This is a genomic window from Bacillus sp. 16GRE42 (genome assembly GCF_019837435.1).
GTDB classification, from domain to species: domain Bacteria; phylum Bacillota; class Bacilli; order Bacillales; family Bacillaceae_G; genus Bacillus_A; species Bacillus_A wiedmannii.
In genome coordinates this window covers 64,373-84,319 of record NZ_JADAXF010000001.1, presented here as the reverse complement: position 1 = coordinate 84,319, position 19,947 = coordinate 64,373, and the positions used below count along the sequence as shown (strand labels likewise).

The 19,947-nt window shown below is 30.8% G+C and carries 21 protein-coding genes, 1 pseudogene and 1 other annotated feature; of the genes and pseudogenes, 6 read left to right on the top strand and 16 right to left on the bottom strand.

The window, feature by feature from the left end; genetic code table 11:
- Positions 1–34 precede the first annotated feature (34 nt).
- Positions 35–1,588 carry a lysine--tRNA ligase gene (gene lysS, locus ILS93_RS00415; RefSeq protein ID WP_064475332.1) on the bottom strand — a complete coding sequence of 518 codons (1,554 nt, stop codon included), beginning with the start codon at positions 1,586–1,588 and terminating at the stop codon, positions 35–37.
- Positions 1,589–1,671: 83 nt separating this feature from the next.
- Positions 1,672–1,928, bottom strand: a binding site (T-box leader).
- 66 nt (positions 1,929–1,994) lie between these two features.
- The gene (locus tag ILS93_RS00410) at positions 1,995–2,159 is read right to left on the bottom strand and encodes a DUF2197 domain-containing protein (RefSeq protein ID WP_064505453.1); all 165 of its coding nucleotides are present in this window, start codon (positions 2,157–2,159) and stop codon (positions 1,995–1,997) included.
- A gap of 236 nt (positions 2,160–2,395) precedes the next feature.
- On the opposite strand from ILS93_RS00410, the gene ILS93_RS00405 reads away from it, so the two are divergent.
- Complete coding sequence (locus ILS93_RS00405) at positions 2,396–3,097, top strand: class I SAM-dependent methyltransferase (protein WP_222659589.1); 702 nt, start codon at positions 2,396–2,398, stop codon at positions 3,095–3,097.
- 146 nt (positions 3,098–3,243) lie between these two features.
- On the opposite strand, the gene ILS93_RS00400 is transcribed toward ILS93_RS00405, so the two are convergent.
- From ILS93_RS00400 to ILS93_RS00375, 6 genes are all read right to left on the bottom strand, one after another.
- On the bottom strand, positions 3,244–3,876 hold the full coding sequence (locus ILS93_RS00400; protein ID WP_064475330.1) for a type 1 glutamine amidotransferase family protein: 633 nt from the start codon (positions 3,874–3,876) through the stop codon (positions 3,244–3,246).
- Between the two features lie 54 nt (positions 3,877–3,930).
- On the bottom strand, positions 3,931–5,412 hold the full coding sequence (locus ILS93_RS00395) for a UDP-N-acetylmuramoyl-L-alanyl-D-glutamate--2,6-diaminopimelate ligase (RefSeq protein WP_222659587.1): 1,482 nt from the start codon (positions 5,410–5,412) through the stop codon (positions 3,931–3,933).
- Between the two features lie 283 nt (positions 5,413–5,695).
- Complete coding sequence (locus tag ILS93_RS00390; RefSeq protein WP_064475328.1) at positions 5,696–6,325, bottom strand: class I SAM-dependent methyltransferase; 630 nt, start codon at positions 6,323–6,325, stop codon at positions 5,696–5,698.
- A 316-nt stretch (positions 6,326–6,641) separates the two neighbouring features.
- Positions 6,642–7,139, bottom strand: coding sequence for a DUF421 domain-containing protein (locus ILS93_RS00385; protein ID WP_222659585.1), 498 nt, complete (start codon positions 7,137–7,139; stop codon positions 6,642–6,644).
- A 211-nt stretch (positions 7,140–7,350) separates the two neighbouring features.
- Entirely contained in the window at positions 7,351–7,518 is a 168-nt protein-coding gene (locus tag ILS93_RS00380) for a hypothetical protein (protein ID WP_048560991.1), read from the bottom strand.
- 217 nt (positions 7,519–7,735) lie between these two features.
- Complete coding sequence (locus ILS93_RS00375; protein ID WP_222659583.1) at positions 7,736–8,662, bottom strand: zinc-dependent alcohol dehydrogenase; 927 nt, start codon at positions 8,660–8,662, stop codon at positions 7,736–7,738.
- A 111-nt stretch (positions 8,663–8,773) separates the two neighbouring features.
- Here ILS93_RS00375 and ILS93_RS00370 point away from each other — a divergent pair, with 111 nt between their 5' ends.
- Positions 8,774–9,016, top strand: coding sequence for a hypothetical protein (locus tag ILS93_RS00370; RefSeq protein WP_222659581.1), 243 nt, complete (start codon positions 8,774–8,776; stop codon positions 9,014–9,016).
- A gap of 27 nt (positions 9,017–9,043) precedes the next feature.
- Here ILS93_RS00370 and ILS93_RS00365 read toward each other — a convergent pair whose 3' ends face one another.
- The 3 genes from ILS93_RS00365 to ILS93_RS00355 all read right to left on the bottom strand — a co-directional run bounded on the left by ILS93_RS00365 (position 9,044) and on the right by ILS93_RS00355 (position 11,162).
- Positions 9,044–9,247 (bottom strand): hypothetical protein, encoded by a 204-nt coding sequence (locus ILS93_RS00365; protein WP_064475325.1) that lies wholly within the window; start codon positions 9,245–9,247, stop codon positions 9,044–9,046.
- Positions 9,248–9,423: 176 nt separating this feature from the next.
- Positions 9,424–9,771 (bottom strand): hypothetical protein, encoded by a 348-nt coding sequence (locus tag ILS93_RS00360; protein WP_064475324.1) that lies wholly within the window; start codon positions 9,769–9,771, stop codon positions 9,424–9,426.
- Positions 9,772–9,782: 11 nt separating this feature from the next.
- A complete protein-coding gene (locus ILS93_RS00355) occupies positions 9,783–11,162 on the bottom strand; it encodes an aminotransferase-like domain-containing protein (RefSeq protein ID WP_222659579.1) in 1,380 nt (459 codons plus the stop codon).
- A gap of 127 nt (positions 11,163–11,289) precedes the next feature.
- On the opposite strand from ILS93_RS00355, the gene ILS93_RS00350 reads away from it, so the two are divergent.
- Together ILS93_RS00350 and ILS93_RS00345 are read left to right on the top strand one after the other, a co-directional pair.
- Positions 11,290–12,228 (top strand): DMT family transporter, encoded by a 939-nt coding sequence (locus tag ILS93_RS00350; protein WP_064475322.1) that lies wholly within the window; start codon positions 11,290–11,292, stop codon positions 12,226–12,228.
- 17 nt (positions 12,229–12,245) lie between these two features.
- Positions 12,246–13,937, top strand: coding sequence for a M3 family oligoendopeptidase (locus tag ILS93_RS00345; protein ID WP_222659577.1), 1,692 nt, complete (start codon positions 12,246–12,248; stop codon positions 13,935–13,937).
- 14 nt (positions 13,938–13,951) lie between these two features.
- Here the strand turns inward: ILS93_RS00345 and ILS93_RS00340 are convergent, their stop codons facing one another.
- Positions 13,952–15,046 carry a helix-turn-helix domain-containing protein gene (locus ILS93_RS00340; protein WP_222659575.1) on the bottom strand — a complete coding sequence of 365 codons (1,095 nt, stop codon included), beginning with the start codon at positions 15,044–15,046 and terminating at the stop codon, positions 13,952–13,954.
- Positions 15,047–15,238: 192 nt separating this feature from the next.
- Between ILS93_RS00340 and ILS93_RS00335 the strand changes: the two genes are divergently transcribed.
- A complete protein-coding gene (locus ILS93_RS00335) occupies positions 15,239–16,186 on the top strand; it encodes a phosphotransferase enzyme family protein (RefSeq protein ID WP_222659572.1) in 948 nt (315 codons plus the stop codon).
- Between the two features lie 78 nt (positions 16,187–16,264).
- Here the strand turns inward: ILS93_RS00335 and ILS93_RS00330 are convergent, their stop codons facing one another.
- Entirely contained in the window at positions 16,265–17,014 is a 750-nt protein-coding gene (locus tag ILS93_RS00330; protein ID WP_222659570.1) for an aminoglycoside phosphotransferase family protein, read from the bottom strand.
- Positions 17,015–17,130: 116 nt separating this feature from the next.
- Positions 17,131–17,925 carry a VOC family protein gene (locus ILS93_RS00325; protein ID WP_064475318.1) on the bottom strand — a complete coding sequence of 265 codons (795 nt, stop codon included), beginning with the start codon at positions 17,923–17,925 and terminating at the stop codon, positions 17,131–17,133.
- A gap of 250 nt (positions 17,926–18,175) precedes the next feature.
- Between ILS93_RS00325 and ILS93_RS00320 the strand changes: the two genes are divergently transcribed.
- The gene (locus ILS93_RS00320; RefSeq protein WP_064469746.1) at positions 18,176–18,619 is read left to right on the top strand and encodes a carboxymuconolactone decarboxylase family protein; all 444 of its coding nucleotides are present in this window, start codon (positions 18,176–18,178) and stop codon (positions 18,617–18,619) included.
- A gap of 140 nt (positions 18,620–18,759) precedes the next feature.
- Here the strand turns inward: ILS93_RS00320 and ILS93_RS00315 are convergent.
- Positions 18,760–18,927 (bottom strand): annotated as a pseudogene (locus ILS93_RS00315) (alpha/beta hydrolase); the annotation flags it as partial.
- Between the two features lie 42 nt (positions 18,928–18,969).
- Positions 18,970–19,722, bottom strand: a complete 753-nt coding sequence (locus ILS93_RS00310) for a class I SAM-dependent methyltransferase (protein ID WP_064475315.1) — start codon at positions 19,720–19,722, stop codon at positions 18,970–18,972.
- Between the last annotated feature and the right edge of the window lie 225 nt (positions 19,723–19,947).

The window sequence follows — 19,947 nt, the reverse complement described above, 5'->3', positions numbered from 1 at the left end:
AGATTTCTGAGTACTTGCGTTTCTTTTAGCATTTTTAGAAATCTAATAATGCGATGAACTTTTCAATGCCTACTACATGTATTAATAACGGTATACGTGGGCCGCTAGACTGATTTATAATGAGCCTATATATAATAAGAAATAATTGTTTTTGATTTTCTTTCATTATTTTTTTATTTTCATGATGACAAATCGAATACAATTGTTCCATTAAGTTAGAGTAATCTTTGTTAGAACGAAGTATGTTGCAAACTTCTACTAGCCATTCTTTCTGTCTTTCATCTAATGTGTTATAAAACTCTGTATTTCTTTCTTGATTTACCGAAATTAGTTTTTCAGATTGAAAGCTTCTTATCCAATACTCTGCACGGTTACATATCGCTATCATATCATCTAATACATAACTCCTATCTGTTTTTTCTAATATACCTTGTAAAATAGATGAATCAAAATTTAATAATGGTAACGTTCCTGCTACTTGATTAAATTTTGGATATTCTTTAAACCTGCCATCAACTTTAGAGAGTTTAATTGCATCAAATAAATCTTCATTTTTGAGCGTTTTATTCTCATAACCATCTTTCAATCGTTCATATTCTGTATAATTGCGAATCACATCTTCATCAAGACCGATATGAAAAGCTGCGTTTGGTCTGTATTTAGCAAACATAAATAGAATCACTTCTGGTAAATACACTTTTAACAACTCGCTAGGTGTAATACTATTCCCTGATGAACTAGACATTTTTTCATGATTCCCTTTAATTCCAATGAAATCATAAGCAACGTAATGAGGAGCTTCACGATTGAATATTTCCCTCACAATTTCCTTTGATACATTATAACTACCCGTTTCTGATGAATGATCTCTTCCGCCCGGTTCAAAAATAACATCCTCTATCATCCACCTCATCGGCCAATCGATTTTCCAATTCAGTTTCATTTTATTTGTATTTAATACTGATAATTCATTTTGATTTCCACATACACATTCATACTGAACTGTTTTTAATACTTCATCAAAATGTGTAATCGTTGTTGCATCTTTCCCACATTTCTCACAATATAATGTAACTGGATAAAAGCTCTCTCGCTCTTCTTCACTACACTCTCCAGTTTTAAATCCCATTAAAATATCATATATTTCTTTTCTTTTATATAAAGCCTCTAATATATTTTTGTTATACCTTCTACTTCTATATTCAGCATGTTGATATATGAATTCCACTTCAACCCCAAATGCTTGAAGAGATTTCTCAAACTCTTTTTCAAAATGCTCTGCATACGAATTATGACAACCATATGGATCTGGAATATCACAGTATGGTATACCAATATATTTTGCAAAAGATGGATCAATATTTTTAGGAACTTTTCTAAATCTGTCATAATCATCCCATGAGAATATAAAACGAGTCTTTTTCCCTAAATCTTGTAGTGCTTTTACCACGAAATATGTCGTTATTATTTCGCGGAAGTTCCCGATATGAACAGAACCAGATGGACTTATTCCAGATGCGCAAACAAACGTTTCTTTGTTTGGATGTTTTCTAATTAATTCATGTGCTACTTCATACGCCCAATGCATATATTACTCACCTCAATTGATTTTTTGTTTTCACATTTTCAGTTTTATGCAATAAAAAAACTCCCACCCCCAAGATTATTCATCTTGAGGACGAGAGTTGTTAGCTTCGCGGTACCACCTCAGTTTGTTAATACGTCGCCATATTAACCTCTTCAGGTACGGCAAAATATGCTTATACCCTATCTCTATAACGGGAGAACCCGTCGCACCATCCCTAAACAAATTAGTTCCTTGCGCAGCTCCAAGTCTTTTTTCATTAAGATGTATACTGCTCTTTCTCAGCTACCAGAGCTCTCTGTACGTATTCTTTCTTAACTACTCTTCTCTTCCATGCCATTTTAAATATTAGTTTTTTCATATGATAATTTATAATACTTTTATTGTCAAACTTTTCCGGACAAAAAAGTTATCTAAATAAATGCTTTATTGCTTCTAATTGAATTTTATGACTACATTCATCACAACAATATGTCCCTTTCGGTTTCTCTTTAAATCGCTTATATTTTTCGCTTCCTTCGTATACACGGAATATATTTTTACAAGAAAAGCAAACAATTTCATAAAACATCATATGCAGTTTCCTCTCCATGTTTATACATTTTTTTAATTGCTTAAGATAGTCAGTTTTCTACAGTAAAACCTTAATATCCTCTTACTAAAAGGTTTACCTTCATTCTTATCGAATTATATAAATATCTTATAAGTTGAGGTGAAAATCTTGATCAGTAATATAGAATTAGTTTTAGATGCTTTAGCAAGTTTTCCTAAAGGGCCTCGTTAGAATGAAAGTATTGGAGTTGAAATACAATGAATCGTATTAATTACATAAGACAAGAAGAAAAGAAATATCATGACCTTTGCTATGAACAATACAAACTATTTGAAACTGGCTCTTGGCTTTACAAACCGGTTAAAACAGTTATGGACTTGATGAATTACTTTGAAGGACAAAATAACTTGCAAGTACTTGATCTCGGCTCTGGCGTTGGAAGAAATAGTATTCCAATTGCACAAAAAATAAAAAATGCTAATGGTACTGTTACATGTGTGGACTTACTGGATTCTGCGTTAACAAAATTACAAACTTATAGTAAAGAACATGATGTATTTGAAGTTATAAAAACAGAACAAGCGGCAATTGAAAATTACTACATCCAACCTGATACCTATGATTATATCGTTGCAGTATCAAGTTTAGAGCATGTTAAATCAGAAGAAGATTTAACAAACTTGCTCCATTCTATGAAAAAAGGTACAAAGACTGGTGGTATCAATTGTTTAATTATAAACCCGAACATACAAGAAATTGACTTACATACGAAAGAAGAATTAGATGCTTTAATTGAAATTAACCTTCCAACTGAACATATGATATATCTATTAAAAAACATTTATAAGGAATGGAAAGAAATAAAAATTGAAATAAAAGAATTAGCTTATAATATAGTCCGAAATGGCAAACACGTTCAATTAAAAACAAATGCCATTACTTTTGTCGTTCAGAAATAATAGTATAATAAAGAAGTGACTCTTTCTCTCAAATTCATTTTTATTGTACAAAATTTGTTACTTTATATATTTATTAATCAAAACACAAAAACCATGCTTCAGTATCATTAGAAACATGGTTTTTATTATTGATCATACTAAATTGCTTAGCTATTTAATGAATTCATTAACTGGAAGAAATGTTCAGGTTCATGTGTCTTATTTAATTCATACCATGAATGGAGTGTATCTGGCGCAAATACATCTAATGTTTTTAGAACTTCCATTGCAAATTCCAAAGGAGCTACTCCAGATGCAGTAATAAGATTTTCACCAGACGCTACAGGTCCCATTTCATATAAATTTTCCCCTTTATATGTAGGACAAACCATTTTCATATAATCTAAACTATTACTTGTATGCTTTCTAGAATTTAAGTATCCGTAATTTGCAAGGCCTATTGTTGCACCACAAATTGCAGCCACAATAGTACCAATCTTTAAAACTTCTTCAACTTTTTGCAATATGGGTTTATGTATGTTTTCAGTCCAAGTATTTCCTCCAGGTAAAATCAATAAATCATTACTCTCAAGTACACATTCATCTAGGGAAATATCTGGCTTTACGTTCAAGCCTCCCATTGAAATAACCATTTCTTTATTTATTCCAACTGTAACTACTTTAAAAGGTGCTAAACCCTTTTTAAAATATCTACCTGTATTAAGTTCAGCAATTAAATGTCCGTATTCCCAATCGGACATCGTATGAAATACATATAAATAAGCTTTTCTAGTTTGCATTCAATAACACTCCATTCACAACTTAATCTAATCTAGTCTTTTCTAAAAGATAATCTATTTATTATTTATAATTGCTTGTCGAGCTTTTTCTTTATCATCAAAATGAATAGTCAAATCCTTTAAAATTTGATATGTTTCATGCCCTTTCCCTGCAATCAAAACAATATCATTAGAAGATGCCATGTTTATTGCATGTTTTATGGCAAGTTCACGATCTACTTCTACTTTATAATTCAAATTATTATTCTGTAAAAATCCTTTTTCAATATCTTTCATTATTGACTGCGGGTCTTCCGAACGTGGATTATCAGAAGTAATATAAACAAAATCGCTATAACTTCCAGCAATTTCACCCATTATAGGTCGTTTTTTTTCATCTCTATCCCCACCGCAGCCGAAAACAGTAATGATTTTACCTTTTGAAAACTCGCTAATTGTAGTAAGGACATTTTCTAACGCATCGGGCGTATGAGCATAGTCCACTATTACAAGGAAATCTTGGTTTTCGTCTATAATTTCCATTCTACCTTCAATGCTCTTTAAATCAGATAAGCTGTCACTAATATTTGTAGGCGGAATACCTTCAACCAATGCAGCTGTTATTGCTGCTAATGCATTATAAACATTAAAGCGGCCTACGAGATTTAGATTAACTTTTATTTCTCCATTAAAGGCAGAAACTAAAAACTGTATTCCTTTTGAACTTAAAGTAATATCCTTCGCTTGAACATCTGCTTCATTATGTATTCCATATGTGATACCTTCAGCTGAAGTAATTTTTTTAAAGTATTCTACCGATGGATCGTCTGCATTCAAAATAGCAATTTTTTTATCTGTAGTAGAAAAATCATTTCCCAATCTTGAAAAAAGAAGACCTTTTACATGTTTATATTCCTCAAATGTACCATGATAATCCAAATGATCTTGCGTTAAATTTGTGAAAACCGCAGTTTTAAAGTTACATCCTTTAACTCTTTCCATATGTAAACCTTGTGACGTAACTTCCATAACGCAATAATCTGTATTATGATTTTTCATCGTTTGCAAATTCCGCTGAAGTATCGGTCGTTCTTGCGTATTAATATCAGTAGGATACCATTTCGAACCAATTTTGACTCCGTTATTCCCCATAAGCCCTGTTTGAAATCCATAATCAGTTAAAATTTTTTCAAGTAAATAGGAAGTAGTTGTTTTACCATTTGTTCCTGTAATTCCAATTAGCTTCATTTTATTAGATGGGTAACCATAGAAATGTGACGCAATAACTGCCATAGCATACCTAGCATCTTTAACAATTATTTTAGGTATTTCAATAGTTATATCTCTTTCTACAATTAACGCCACAGCGCCATTTTTCACTGCATTTTCAACAAATTGATGTCGATCTTCAAGAAAACCATCGATACCTGATACACATATAAATAAATTTCCACTAGTTATTTTTCTAGAATCCATTTCTAATCCCGTAATTTCTACATTCATATCTCCAATGGTTTCTTTAATCAAAAACAAATCCGCCAGCTCTTTTAGTTTCAAATCCCTCGCCCCCTTTATACATCCTCCTATTAATTTTACCATTTTATTAAAAGTTTATGGTTTTAAATTCCATATTAGTTGAACGAAATATAATCTTCTTCAATAAACAAAAAAATAAAAGAGCACTTGTTTCCGCAAGTGCTCTTTTTGGGGATTTTGAGATGCCCTATTAACGAAAGTTAAGGTTACTTAAAGTTAATAGGTATTTATATTATATGCTTGTCCTTTTTAATTGTGCATAATCAATATATAAACATCTTTAATAATATTTAATAACTTTTATTTATAGTTCTTTCTTACATTGGAGCATTAAAAAATTGATTGAAGGTTTATTTTCCATGATCTTATTTGGCTCATCAATTTCTGAAACTTGTACTAGTCCATATTTATTAAAATCTTGTTTTATAGATTCAGAATCATAGAAGAACATTTTTACGCCTTCCATTACTTCATAATAGTCTTTATCCAACTGTTTTCCTTTTCCGTACATTGGAGCTTTTTTAGAAACAGTTGTGAAAACCATATATCCACCTGGTTTTAATTGATTATAACAATCTTTAATAAATTTCTCTCTTTCCTGCTCATTTAACAAATGAAGAAGTGCATGACTAAATATCCCATCATAAAGTTTATTATCAAAAGGCATTTCGTTTACCGAATCGTGATACATACGAACATCTTCTAGTCCGTTTTGTTTTGCTAAATCGATGGCTGTTTTTGAAATTTCAATACCTGTTACATTTATACCATTTTCGATAAACACCTTTGCGTTTCTACCGTATCCAATACCTGGAACTAATATATCTTTAACGCTCTTTTCCAGAAAAAAATCTTTTGTCAAAATTGCAGATTCTGTAGGTTCAAATCCCCACATCGTTTGTTTCTCAATAAAACTTGATTCCCAAAATTCCATTATGTTTCTATCTCCTTATTTTTATCTCATTTTTAGTATCACATAAAAGGCCTATATAATACGGCTCCCTGTGCCAATTTAATTTTTACGATTCTAATACAAGATAGTATGTGTATTGTTAATATACAGTTGTTCTTTCTTCTATTCAAAACATTTACCATAGTCACTATAGCTCCATTGAATATAGCATAATAATAGGCCTATATCTATTTTAAAGATTGGTGTAAAACCCACTCTTTTTATTAACCCTTATGTTTTTGTAGAAAAACAAAAAAGCCAATACTTCCGTTGTAGTATTAGCTTTTCTCAAGAGAAATTATCTTTTTATATTGTATTGATCTAATATTTTTTCTAACATTTCTAAAGTTATCGGTTGAGCTTTCTCTATTAATTGATAACCAATACGCCCATTCGGTTCAGCTGTAACTTGCTGCAAACTCTTTAAATCATGAATTCCTTTTTCTCTTAATTGCATATACAGTTGTTGTTCCGACATTTTTGCTTTCATCAAATTCTCTTTTACAATTTCTCCGTTTTCAACAATTACAATGCTACTGCCATTTAGGAATTGCTCCACCTTCTTTGATTTCAATTCCAAAAAATGAATGATAAGAAGTATGCTTGCAAATATTACAGCTGCAAATATAGATGGGACTACTTTCCTACTTAATACAGGCTCTACAATAATACGTCCAATGGAAACTACTATAATTATTTCAGCTCTCGTCATTTGGCTAACAGAATTACTACCTGTCATTTTTAATGCAATCATTCCAGTAAGAATTAAAATAATACTTTCCCAAATTATATTCATAATTGCCCAATCCTTTAATGGTGAATGTTACTAGCATTCCCATTTCATATAGCATTCTAAATGCATTTTAATTAAACTTTTTTGTAAAAATCAAACTTACATATACTGAAAAACAATCTATTTTGATCAATCTTTTTTCAATAAGGGTTTGATGATCCATCTTCCATTGTCAAAAAAATAAAAAGCACCCACATGGATGCATAGATTAAACTTATTCATTATTACTCTCTCCACTTTTATCATCAACTGATTTGGAGTCTAACATGCTGCCTATATCAGGCGGTAATGCTAACTCTATACCAGCTACTGGTTGATTATCTTCATTAAACCATTGTTTCTTAAATTTACTCAATTCTTCATTTTTCTTATTTTCATCCATATTACCCCGCCTTTTATGTACATGATATTAAACACTTTACTTAATATGTACATTGAGAAAGATAATATACTATTTGTACATAATGAAAGAGCAAGAATCCTTCTCTGTTTACGCAACCCGTTGTACCCAATAAAAATCCCCGTACATGCTACTCCTCGTTTTGTTATCATATTAGTGACGAAATATATGTGAGCTACGTGACCAGTACGTGGTCATTTTATTCATATGAGACAAATACTTTTAAAGGAGTAATTATCTGCTCACTTAATTCCTCAAAACATTTTTCAAGAGCAGTATAATGAATTTCATGTTGAAAAATCTCTTCTATCCATGGCGTCTGTTCTATTTGATTAAAAAACCAATCTGCATGTTTTTGATAATCATATCCGTCACTTGAACCAATGATTTGCAATTCTTTTCGATAAAAGTCGGCGATTAATGTTAAGTTTTCTATATTACCATCAGAAAGAATACATATAGCCCCATTACTTTTAATAACCTTTTGCAATGTGTGAAACCCTCTATTTGTAGCAGAACATTCCAAACCGTAATTATACGTATCTATAAGTTTCTCTTCCGAATCAAAGAGGTTTTTCGCACCAAACTTCTTTGCAAATTCTCTTCTATTTTTATTAGGCTCAACAACATCCACATGCTCAACACCTACATAGTATTTTAAAAAATAACAAGCGAGTAAACCGATAACTCCCATTCCAGTAATGAGTACTTTTTCATCCCGTCGCGGGTCTAGCTTCAATACCCCTTTAGCAACATCACACGAAAGAATAGATAATAAAGCAACTTTAGATTTTATATAACTAGGCACTCGAATTACTTTATCCCCTTTAACTATTCCTACCGTTTCATGCCCATAAAAAGAAACTACTTTATCATCTACGTTTAAATTTGTTACTTTATTACCAACTTGAATAACTTCACCATAACTTTCATATCCAGTTTTTCTTGGATACATAGGATTTGTATCTGTAACATCAGATTCTTTATACTGCGGTAACTCTGCTCCAATACTTATTGCACCTGCAATTGTTTTAATAATAATTTCCTCATCCTGTATAGACTTAATTTTACATGTTTCCCACTTAAGACGTTTTGATCCTACTAAAACTAATTTATTTTGTTCCATTTATAACCCTCACATTATATAAAAATATATTCTCACTAAATTTCAAACAATGTATAATAGATTCATCTAAAATTCAAGCTATAATGTTGGCTAGCAACCAACAGTGATAATATGATAATTGAATTTGATGGATATAGAATAAATGAGTATGTTATTGGCCGTAACTGTTCTCTAAACGAATTAAGAAGAATGTATTTACATGTAAAAAATGAAGAGATATCTAATGAAGATCTTCTAAGCTTATTTTGTGTACAGTACCATTATGAAAAAACCCCAAAATTACTACAAGAAGACGTCATGAGCGATGTTGTCATTGATTTAGATACGGACTATATTTATATCCCTAATAGATAACAGGAAACTAGATTGAATGAATAGAAATTACGATTCAGCTAAGTGTTTAATAAAATAAGTAATTGTCCAAATTACTGTCGCAAATTGAGTGACAAAATACATTGTCCATTCAAAACCAGTCAAATTTCTCTCTCGTCTTACTTTTTTTAAATATCTGTAAAATATAAATGTACTTAAAAACATTAGTAACAACGATAGTTGCTGTAAATCATCGACTAAACGTACTGCCATAGACTCGATCACCCTCCTATTCAAAATAAATGCTACACTTTAAAGTTATCATTTATTGGTAATTTATTTCCATTTAAATTACTTATGTCCTAAATAAAAAGAGCACTCAGCTATTGAGTGCTCTAAAAAATATTAATTCTACACATTTTCCTTGTAATGATTTCATATAATTTCTATTACTTTTTATTACTCAGTTCTATCACTTCCGGTATATGATTACTATCATATTTCCTCGTATAGGTTTCACCATCTGGAGTAACTAATTGTAATACAATCTCACCACAAACTCCATTTAGTATTTCAAATTCGCCTTGTGTATTTGAAATACTGCGTTCCTTACTTTCGATTGAATCTTCATAAATTTTCACATTAGATATAGGTTCGTTATTTTGATTTACGATAATACCTCTTGAATACTTACCAACCGCAATGCATTGGTCATCTTTTTTATAATATTTAGTCACAACTATAGCTCCAATTATTATAGCGATACACACAAACAAGAGAATTATTTTGCGTCTCACAACAAACCCCCTTATTCATTTTTTTCTTTTTTAAATTGAAAGGTTATACGTTCCACTTGTTTGATTTCCTCAATTACTTTACGAATTCCTTCTTCAATCCTATCTTCCTTCACATTCGATACGTTTAACTTTAATAGTCTATCTTTCGGAAAACCTCTCAAATAATTTTTATCAATCGCATCAATACTTATTTGCATTTCATTTAATCTATGGAAAAACATTTCGGAAATACTCGTTTTGTATAATTTTAAACAAGTGTGGATTCCAATTGTATTTTGCTTTTTATATGTGAATAAAAGCGGGTTTTCACTATGAGTTATTTCTAATGTTTCTGCTAGTTTTTTAGATCTATCGTGATAGGAAGATTTAATTTTATTTTTATGACATTCAAACATGCCACTCTTTATATAAATTTCTAAAGCAGCTTGGGATATCATCGGGCTATCGATATCTAAAATCTTTTTATATGTATGGAAAGCATTCGCTATTACCGGTGGGATTACTGCTATGCCCACTCGTAAACCTGGAAAAATAATCTTTGAATAACTTTTCAAATATATGACATGATTCCCATTATCCAAGCTATATAACGGATCTGCTTTTGAATCCATTTCTAAATCTGCTAAATAATCATCTTCAACTATATATACATTATATTTCTTAGCCAATAACACAATTTTTTCTTTCTCATCTTTAGAATAAGAAGTTCCGAGCGGATGATGATATCTTGGTATTGTATAAAAGAATTTTATTTTACCTGTTCGAAAAATGCGTTCCAATTCATTTAAGTCAATACCTTCATTCGTACGTTTAATACCAATTACAGGAATTTTGTTTATTTCTAGATATTCAATATATAGATGATATGTTGGTTGTTCAATTAATATCGTTTCATTTTCATTTGGAAATGGTATAGAAGTTAATATTGCTAGCGCCTGCTGTACACCTGACGTTATAAAAATATTTTCTTCTTTAGTGAAGACTTGATAGTTTACCAGTTGTTGTTGAATAACCGGAATTAAAGACGGTAAACCTTTTGGCGTACCATATACGAACAAGTCATTTTTATATGTATCAATGGCTTTATTTATACAATGTTGAAAATCTACATATGGAAAAACATCTGGATCTGGTGCTGAGGAAGCAAAATCAATTATCTCTTCATTTTCTACAACCTCCCCTGATTTTCGAACAACGTAGTATCCACTTTGAGGGACGGAATAAATAATATGACGCTTTTCTAATTCATGTAGCGCTCGTATTACTGTCGCCTTATTGCATTCATATTTCGTAACGAGTGTCCGAATAGACGGTAGTTTCTTTCCTTCTTTTATCTCCCCATTTTGAATCATACTTTCTAAGTCGTTGAAAACATGTAAATACTTATACATCATTACCACCTCAACATTTAATTTGTACCGGTACAGTTTGTGATTATTCACATTGTAGCACTAGATCATAAAGATTACTATGTACGTATACTGGCCAGTAAGAAATCAATTACTATGAGGTGAAATTATGAAACTTACAACAAAGGCATATTTATCAGCTTTACTCTATTCATTTATTATTGGATTCTCCTTTATGTTTGTGAAATTAGCATTAACTGTTACAAGCCCACTTGATACCCTTGCTCATCGTTTTACAATTGCTTTCATAGCAGCAAGCATTCCCATTGTTTTCGGTTTCGTAAAGTTAAATATGTCATTCAAAAATATACTTCCCCTTTTACCACTTGCAATATTTTATCCAGCACTATTTTTTGCTTTCCAAGCATTTGGCTTAGTGTATACAAGTTCATCCGAAGCTGGAATTATACAAGCGGCTATTCCTATATTTACGATGATGTTAGCTTCCTATTTTTTAAAAGAGTATACAAATACATGGCAAAAAATATCTGTACTCATTTCTGTTATCGGTGTCATTTATATATTTATCATGAATGGTATAAGGACTCATGAAACTAGTTTCATAGGTGTTATTCTTATTTTGCTATCGGCATTATCATCTGCTTTCTATAATGTGTTAGCTCGAAAAATGACGAAGAAATTCAAACTAATGGATTTAACTTACACAATGACAGTAATCGGCTTTATTAGCTTTAATTTAATCGCAATCGCCAGCCATATAAGCAAAGGTACTATAACGGCATACTTTAAACCGTTTACGAATGGAACATTTCTTATCTCCATCTTATATTTAGGGTTACTATCTTCCTTGCTGACGGCATTGCTATTAAATTATTCCTTATCATACATTGAAGCCGCTAAAATAAGTGTTTTTAGTAACTTATCTACACTTATTACAATTATCGCAGGCGTTATTTTTTTACACGAGCAAATTTCTTATTTTCATATCATTGGTACAATAATGATTATTTTTGGTGTAATAGGCACAAATTTTTTGGGTAAAAAAGGAATTACAGTGAAAAAGAAGAATATCTCCATGAATAAATAAAAATTGAGGGATATGTCATGCAGCGCTTAAATACGATTGATATTAGTAACGTTCTAGAATTAGAAAACACTCTTTCTACTTTAGAAAATGAAGTGATTTCTTCAAAACTAGAACTCGAAAATTGGTTAAAAAAACAATCTACATTCATTTGGGAAATTGAAGAACAATTAACATCTCACTATATCGCCTTTCAATGTAGTACAGATAATAAAAAAATAAAAGATACTTTTGAATATGACCAACAATTTGTCAGGCCTCTTTTGAAACGTTATCAAAATTCATTTGATAATAAATATTTAGAGTCCCCTTTTCGAATGGAACTTGATCCAAAAACGTATAGCTTACTAGATAAAAAAATAAAGAATGCGCAGACTTTATTTTGTGAAAAGAACATTGATTTAGAAGTAGACGAAGACAAACTAGTAACCGAGTACTTCGAAATTACAGGTGGTTTAACTGCACTATGGGACGGTGAAGAAAAAACAATTACTGAACTACAGTCTTACTTACAAGATCCGGATCGTAATATACGAAAAAAAGCGAAAACACTCATTTCTGAAACATTCTTATCTGTTGAAGATACATTACAACAGATATTAAATGAATTAATCGTAATACGTCACCAAAAAGCAAAAAACATTCAATTAGATAATTATCGTGATTATATGTTTAAAAAACATGAACGTTTTGATTATACACCTGAGGATTGCTATGAACTTGCTGAATCTATTCGTAAATACGTAGTACCACTTATCAATAAAATATTTAATGAGAAAACATCTGAACTTCAAGTAGATAGTCTTCGTCCATGGGATCTAAAAGCAACCGCACCAAATCAAAAAGCATTAAAACCTATCGAAGACGCCAGTGAATTAATCGAAAAAAGTTCTCATATTTTACACAAACTAGATCCCGAATTTTCTAGGTTACTGGACCGTATGTGTAAAAATAATTGCTTAGATTTAGAAAGTCGTAAAGGAAAAGGACCAGGAGGATTTTGCGAATATTTACCTGCTTCTCGATTATCTTTCGTTTTTATGAATCTCAATCATACACATTATGATGTTACTACTTTCCTCCATGAAATGGGTCATAGTATTCATAATGAATGTATGAAGCAGTTAGAACTTCAAAAATATTTGGAAATCCCTTCTGAATCAGCAGAACTCGCTAGCATGACAATGGAATTATTTTCGATGGAGTATTGGGATACATTTTATGAGAATACTGAAGAATTTATAAAAGCAAAATTAGATTTCTTTATAGATATTGTTAAGTACTTACCACAAATGCTTATCGTTGATCAATTCCAACATTGGATGTATGAGAATCCTAATCATACTGCTAAAGAAAGAAATGCAAAGTATTTAGAATTACATAACACTTACCAATCGAACGTCGTAAATATTGAAGGGTATGAAAATTGGATTGCAACTGGTTGGTTACCTGTACTACACATATTCGAAATACCATTCTATTACATCGAATATGCTATGGCACAACTTGGTGCGTTACAAATGTATAAACAATATAAAGAAAATCCTAAACAAGCAATAGAAAATTATAAAAAGGCTTTATCATTAGGTAGCTCTAGATCTTTAACGGAAGTATATGAAGCAGCTGGAATTCATTTTGATTTTTCTGGTGAAACAATTAAAGAACTAATGTTATTTGTAGAGGGCGAATTAGAGTCATTTGAACAATTGTAAGAAAGAAGCTGTTCCTATATTTTAGGTTCAGCTTTCTTCTTTATTTTATTTATTAGTTCTATGTACTGAGAATCACCATATCCGATTGTCGAAAAGAGTTTAAACAACTTTGTTAATAATTCTCGAGTTGATAAATCTTTATTTTTAGAGATGAATTTTACTACGATATTATCTTCTTTTAACATATTTAAATATAAGTCTATAGCTTGATAGATTACAGGTGGTACTTTATAGGATGTTTTTTTATGATTCACTACTACTTCATCGTATATAGAAGAATAATTTCCTAATTCCAGTTCAAGTTGACTTACTTTAAATTCATCTTCTCTGAAGCTATTTAAGTATACCTTCCCTTCATAACAAGATTGTTCTAAGTATGAAAGTATGGTAAGTAAGTTCATTTGGCAGAACATATCTTCACCAAACCATAAAACAATGCATTTATACTTTTTCGTAAAAAGATTTTCTAACGGATCTATAACTTTTTTTGTATAACTTTCTACTGAACTATTATGTCCTTCTGCTCTTGTTTTAATAAATTCTTCATTAAAAACTTGTGTAGTAGCCGTGTTTACACACATCGCTTCGTTAAATGGGGCATAATCAGACTCACCCATTAGCTTCTCCGTTTTAAATTCTTCATACATCATTTGACCATTCAATATGTTTAATACATCTTTATCAAACAACTCATTATTATTGCTACGTAACTGCTCAACCTCAAATTTTCTAGAAATATTCATTTTAAACTCCCCTTCTTTATTTATATTGAGTTTAACAAATGATTGAATAGGCATGTTGTTAAGTTGATATTCTCTTGGATTCATTCCAAAAACAGTCTTGAAAGCTCTACTATAAGCCTCTTGCGAAGAATAATCATAATCTAATGCAATATCTATTATCTTTCTATTATTCTTCAAATCCTCCGTAGATAAATATAGTCTTCTTAAAAGAATATAGCGCCTAACACTAATGCCTGTTACTTGGTGAAATCTAAAAGAACAGTAATACGGAGAATAACCCATATAACGCGATAATTCATTTAATGAAAATTCTTCTTTTAAATTGCTCTCAATCCAATCAATCATCTGCTGTATATGTGCATTCATTTCCTTCACTCCTTATATAAAAGTATAAAAGAGATTCGTTTCTTTCTTTTGATATTTCTTGTGTTTTATAACATGAGCCATTCATTACTTCATGCTTCATTTTAAAGGATATCAAAAATAAAACACGAATGTTGTAAATTACGAATCTTTTAGTTCTCTAGTAAAAAATTAAAGTTTGGAAAGGACGTTACAATGAACGAGCTAGAAAAAGAAATACTTCAATTAATAAATAAACTATATCCTTTGAATTTTATTAACATTACACCAATAACAAATGAAATGTATAAATGTCTCACAGAACAAGGTGCATACTTCATTAGAATTACAAACTATAAAACGTATGAAGAACAATTAGAAGAAGTTACATATACGAATTTTTTATACCAAAACGGTTTAGCTGTTCCACCAATCATCCCTTCATTGCAAGGAAATTTTGTAGAAAAGTTAACATTAGATAAAGAGATTTTTGCCGTATTATATAAAGCTGCGCCTGGTATACATTTACCAAAGTACGAATGGGATTCTAATATATTTAAAAAGCTTGGTAAACAAATTGGAAAATTACATCGTATTTCTAAAAGCTTTGAAAAGACTAATCCAGTTAAACATATAAACGACTGGTATGAAAATGAAGAATATAATTTTCTTAAGTATATCCCTAAAGAAGAAACTACTATAAGAGAAATTGCATCAGACGTTTTAACTTCTATAAAAGAGCTACAAAAATCCATTTCAAATTACGGCTTAATTCACGGAGATTTATGGTTAGAAAATATTTTAGTTGAAAACAATTCAAACATAACAATGATTGATTTTCAAGACTGCGAAAAACATTTTTACATATTCGATTTAGCAGTTCCTATTTATAGTGCGATTGAATATTCATTTGCTGGAAATGGAAATATCATTGACTATGAGCATTCTATTACAAAAGCACTATTTGAAGGGTATCAAGAGGAAAATGAACTACCTAAAGAAATGATAGACAAGTTTCCATTATTTATTAAATTAAAGGAGATTTTTGAATATAGCTTAATGCATATGTATTGGAATAAGGAAGAATTAACTGAGGAACAAGTACGGATAATGAACCTTTATAGGATGAAGATTGAAAATAAGTATACCTATATCAATGTTTAAAAATGCTGTTGTTTAACTACAAGGAAACTTTAGTTAAACAACAGCGTTTATTAATTAGCTGACAACATTTTTTATGACTTATAAATACTGATTCAATAATCTTTTCAAATACACTTCATTTTGCGGTGATACTTTTTCAGAAAATCTAGCTGCAATCATAATAGGAGCCCATTGAAAGATCTCATCTCTTGTTAAATCGGTATTACGGCAATATATTTGTAAATACATTTCAGCTAATTCTAAAGAAGTCTGAGCATACAATAAATATGTTCGAAATACATCTGCGCGAATATCACCAGAACTAGCATCTACCCAGTCTATAATATTTACATTCTTTTCACTCAAAATTAGATTAGATGGATGGAAATCACCATGGCATAATCTAGGTTCAAATTTGATTGAATATAACTTATTCAATATACTTTCCTTTTGTTTTTCATCCAATTTATGTACATATTTAATTTGACGCTCTAACCTTTCCCCCATCGCTTCCATTTCATCCGTATTCACACGTATGGCATGAATCTTTTTTTGTTCATTAACACAAATATTTATGTAATGCTCTGCCTCATTTAGATTATTAAGCAGGAGATCCCCCATACTGTCACCTTTTACGTATTCCATAATAATTGCCTGTCTATTTTTTATCTTTGTCACTTCAAATACGTTCGGAACTGATAGTCCACATGAATAAGCATATTTTTGTTTTTTTGCTTCATTCATAGACTCTGTATCAGGCAGATATTCATTAAATAATTTTACAACCTTAGTATCATAGAGATAGATTTCTGCTGTATTCCCTTTAGCTATCGGATTTCCTAAATTCAATTCATTTCTCTCCTTACTGTAAATTAAGCTGACACATTATACTCCCCTATAAATTCAGTGTAATTATGCTGAAACCCTTCTCCACGAAAATATAAAAAACTTACCACTTTCTATCCTTAAATAGAAAGTGGTAAGTTTAATTTACTAGGAATATCGGAAGGGAAATTTGGTGTATGCACAATTGAAAATGCATATCCCTGCTCAATAAATGATACTTCATTATGTTTACATTGAAATGGGACACTATTTTTCTTAAAGTTAATTTGGATTTGCTGTAAAAATGCTTGATCTGTTGTTCCGAAAGATACGTGTACTTTTGGTGGTAAAGCTTTCATCGCAATCGGGATCCAAGGTCGCTGCCACCAAGTTGCAACGATGTATGCAGTGCCACCTATAACAAAGTTGAAAATATCCCCATCTTTCATCGTTTTCATATTTAGATTGGATTTTAACCATTCTGTAAATACAGGTACACTTTTAACAGGAAGTCCGATTTCCCTTACATATAAAATATTTAAAGGGGACTGCGGTACTAATACATCTTCTTTAACATAACTATGTGCGATAATTTCGAGTAGATTCCCATCCCCGTCTTTAAAGTATACATTGTATAAACCATTCTCTTCACCAATTACATTTCCATTTTGCCATTTCACAATGAGTAATCCAGAATCCTTTAGCCATCTTACTGTTTCAAGAAATTTTGAATATGGAATCTCAAAAGCAAAGTGAGCAGGTGCAATTGGTTCATATACTTCTTGAAAACTAATTGTTGTATAAGGTGTTACTTCAAATTGAATAAATGATGCTGTTTCTTTTTTTATTGGAAAAGATAATATGTCCTTATAAACTTGTTTTACCCCTTCTATGGAAACCGTTTGTAGTTTTATATCTGATATATGTGTAATCATTGTAATAAACCTCCAAATTCATAATATCTATTAGTATTGTATTTCAAAAACTAACAGGAAGAATCCATCTGGAGATTGAAACTTCAATTAACAAAATAATACTTTTGTATTAGAGCAGTTACGCTAACATTTCCGGCTAATGCAATAAAATTTTAACTTCAAGCGTTTTGCGCTATAGTTCAAATAATTGGTATAAACGACCATATCAAGATATAATGAACAATATCTTAAGCTAAAGGAGTGATGTTTTGTGAACCAAAGAATTTCTTACTATGATGCTGCACCTGATGCTATGAAAATTATGATGGACATGGAAAAGTACACAAAGCAATCAACGATTAATCGAATGACTAGAGAGCTTATTAAAATTAGAGTTTCTCAGATCAATGGTTGTGCTTACTGCTTAGATTTACATACATCTGATGCGCGAAAAATGGGAGAAACTGAACAAAGGATTTATTGCTTAAGCACTTGGGATGAATGTACTTTTTATACAGAAGAAGAAAAGGTCGCTATTGAACTAGCTGAACATATTACACTAATTCCTACTAAAAGAGTTCCTGATTCCCTATACAAACGAGTATGTGAACATTATGATGAAAAACAATATATTGACCTTGTCTTGATTATTAATCAAATTAATAGTTGGAATAGAATTTCTATCGCGATGGGAAATACACCTGCTAAAAAATAAAACTGTAAGTAAAAATCTTACTTACTCTATACGTTATTTCTATATTACATACGCTCCAAAAGGTTGATTTTTATATATTACAAAAATCAACCTTTTGGATTTAACTTTACCGATGTTTTCTTATTTCTTCTACTATAACTTTCGGATAATCCCAATGTTTCGTCCTTATGCATACCTCTTACAATATTAACCGTTGTTGTACCTCTCGCATGCCAGCAGACTTTATAATTTATTTCTATACCCAGGTCCTTAACTCCAATCTCTAGTAATGAAGACCATCTTGTATAACCTTCTTTTCCACACAAAAAGCTGCTTTTTTTAAAGAAAAGCAGCTTTTAATCTATAACACATTATAATTTAACAGCAATAATCATAAACCTTTTTGAATTCGTACGAATCCCTTTTTCAGAACTATTTGCATCAATGAACTTTTGTAAAATAGTAAAATCCTCTTCCTCTTCTCCAAATCTAGGAATAATAGGCGTATGTTTTAACAAGAAAATAAGATCTTCAGGCGTACTGTAATAATCAGTAATATTATATTCACGTACTTGCACGAATTCAAATCCTGCATGAATAAGTTCCCTCATATACTTTTCTTTTAAAATTCCATCTTTTTCGCCTAAGCATTGCCCTCTTCCAAATGCTTCTTTCAAGTTCAATTTATCATGTTCGCTAACTTGTTGTGTTAAGAAAATAGCACCTTTTTTCATTACTTTTGCTAATTCAGATGCTATAAACGGTGCATGACAACTTGAAGCTATATCAAAATGCGCATGCGGAAACACTAAAGCTTCAGAATCCATTTGAAGAAACTCAACATTTTGTACACCTGATTTTTTCAAGTTAGAATGTGCTGTTTCTATCATTCCGTTAGAATTATCTATTCCAATTAACAATTTAGCCGAAGATGCTATGTTAAGTACATTCTCTCCTCCACCTGTACCAACATCAAGTAATATATGTGATTGCTTGCATCTTTCTTTTACCTCTCCATAAAAGTCCCATGTATCTCCTACAGTTTCACATTTTATTTTACTAAAATCCCATCCATTTAATCTTCCTACTTTATCATAAAAGTTTTTGTACTCTAATTCGTTCATTTCATTATTTCCCCTTTGTTAATGTGCATGAAATGTTTAATCCTGATCATCATCGAAATAGACTCATAGTTTATATTCTTATTAATCTCCTTTTATATCTGGTACGCATCTTTCAATCCCAAACGACTACTTACTTCGAGTAATACATAAATTCATCCCACTACAATTAAAAGAAAATATGTACGATAACATCATTTAATTCAGTATATTATAAAATACAAATTA

What these genes read in the sequence shown, in the direction of transcription:
- ILS93_RS00375 (WP_222659583.1), bottom strand. Translation starts at nt 8,662, where the DNA reads ATGGAACAAAATAAATTAGTTTTAGTAGGATCAAAACGTCTTAAGTGG.
- ILS93_RS00380 (WP_048560991.1), bottom strand. Translation starts at nt 7,518, where the DNA reads ATGGATGAAAATAAGAAAAATGAAGAATTGAGTAAATTTAAGAAACAA.
- ILS93_RS00390 (WP_064475328.1), bottom strand. Translation starts at nt 6,325, where the DNA reads ATGGAATTTTGGGAATCAAGTTTTATTGAGAAACAAACGATGTGGGGA.
- ILS93_RS00345 (WP_222659577.1), top strand. Translation starts at nt 12,246, where the DNA reads ATGCAGCGCTTAAATACGATTGATATTAGTAACGTTCTAGAATTAGAA.
- ILS93_RS00310 (WP_064475315.1), bottom strand. Translation starts at nt 19,722, where the DNA reads ATGAACGAATTAGAGTACAAAAACTTTTATGATAAAGTAGGAAGATTA.
- ILS93_RS00335 (WP_222659572.1), top strand. Translation starts at nt 15,239, where the DNA reads ATGAACGAGCTAGAAAAAGAAATACTTCAATTAATAAATAAACTATAT.
- ILS93_RS00340 (WP_222659575.1), bottom strand. Translation starts at nt 15,046, where the DNA reads ATGAATGCACATATACAGCAGATGATTGATTGGATTGAGAGCAATTTA.
- ILS93_RS00365 (WP_064475325.1), bottom strand. Translation starts at nt 9,247, where the DNA reads ATGGCAGTACGTTTAGTCGATGATTTACAGCAACTATCGTTGTTACTA.
- ILS93_RS00405 (WP_222659589.1), top strand. Translation starts at nt 2,396, where the DNA reads ATGAATCGTATTAATTACATAAGACAAGAAGAAAAGAAATATCATGAC.
- ILS93_RS00410 (WP_064505453.1), bottom strand. Translation starts at nt 2,159, where the DNA reads ATGATGTTTTATGAAATTGTTTGCTTTTCTTGTAAAAATATATTCCGT.
- lysS (WP_064475332.1), bottom strand. Translation starts at nt 1,588, where the DNA reads ATGCATTGGGCGTATGAAGTAGCACATGAATTAATTAGAAAACATCCA.
- ILS93_RS00400 (WP_064475330.1), bottom strand. Translation starts at nt 3,876, where the DNA reads ATGCAAACTAGAAAAGCTTATTTATATGTATTTCATACGATGTCCGAT.
- ILS93_RS00325 (WP_064475318.1), bottom strand. Translation starts at nt 17,925, where the DNA reads ATGATTACACATATATCAGATATAAAACTACAAACGGTTTCCATAGAA.
- ILS93_RS00385 (WP_222659585.1), bottom strand. Translation starts at nt 7,139, where the DNA reads ATGAATATAATTTGGGAAAGTATTATTTTAATTCTTACTGGAATGATT.
- ILS93_RS00355 (WP_222659579.1), bottom strand. Translation starts at nt 11,162, where the DNA reads ATGTATAAGTATTTACATGTTTTCAACGACTTAGAAAGTATGATTCAA.
- ILS93_RS00370 (WP_222659581.1), top strand. Translation starts at nt 8,774, where the DNA reads ATGATAATTGAATTTGATGGATATAGAATAAATGAGTATGTTATTGGC.
- ILS93_RS00350 (WP_064475322.1), top strand. Translation starts at nt 11,290, where the DNA reads ATGAAACTTACAACAAAGGCATATTTATCAGCTTTACTCTATTCATTT.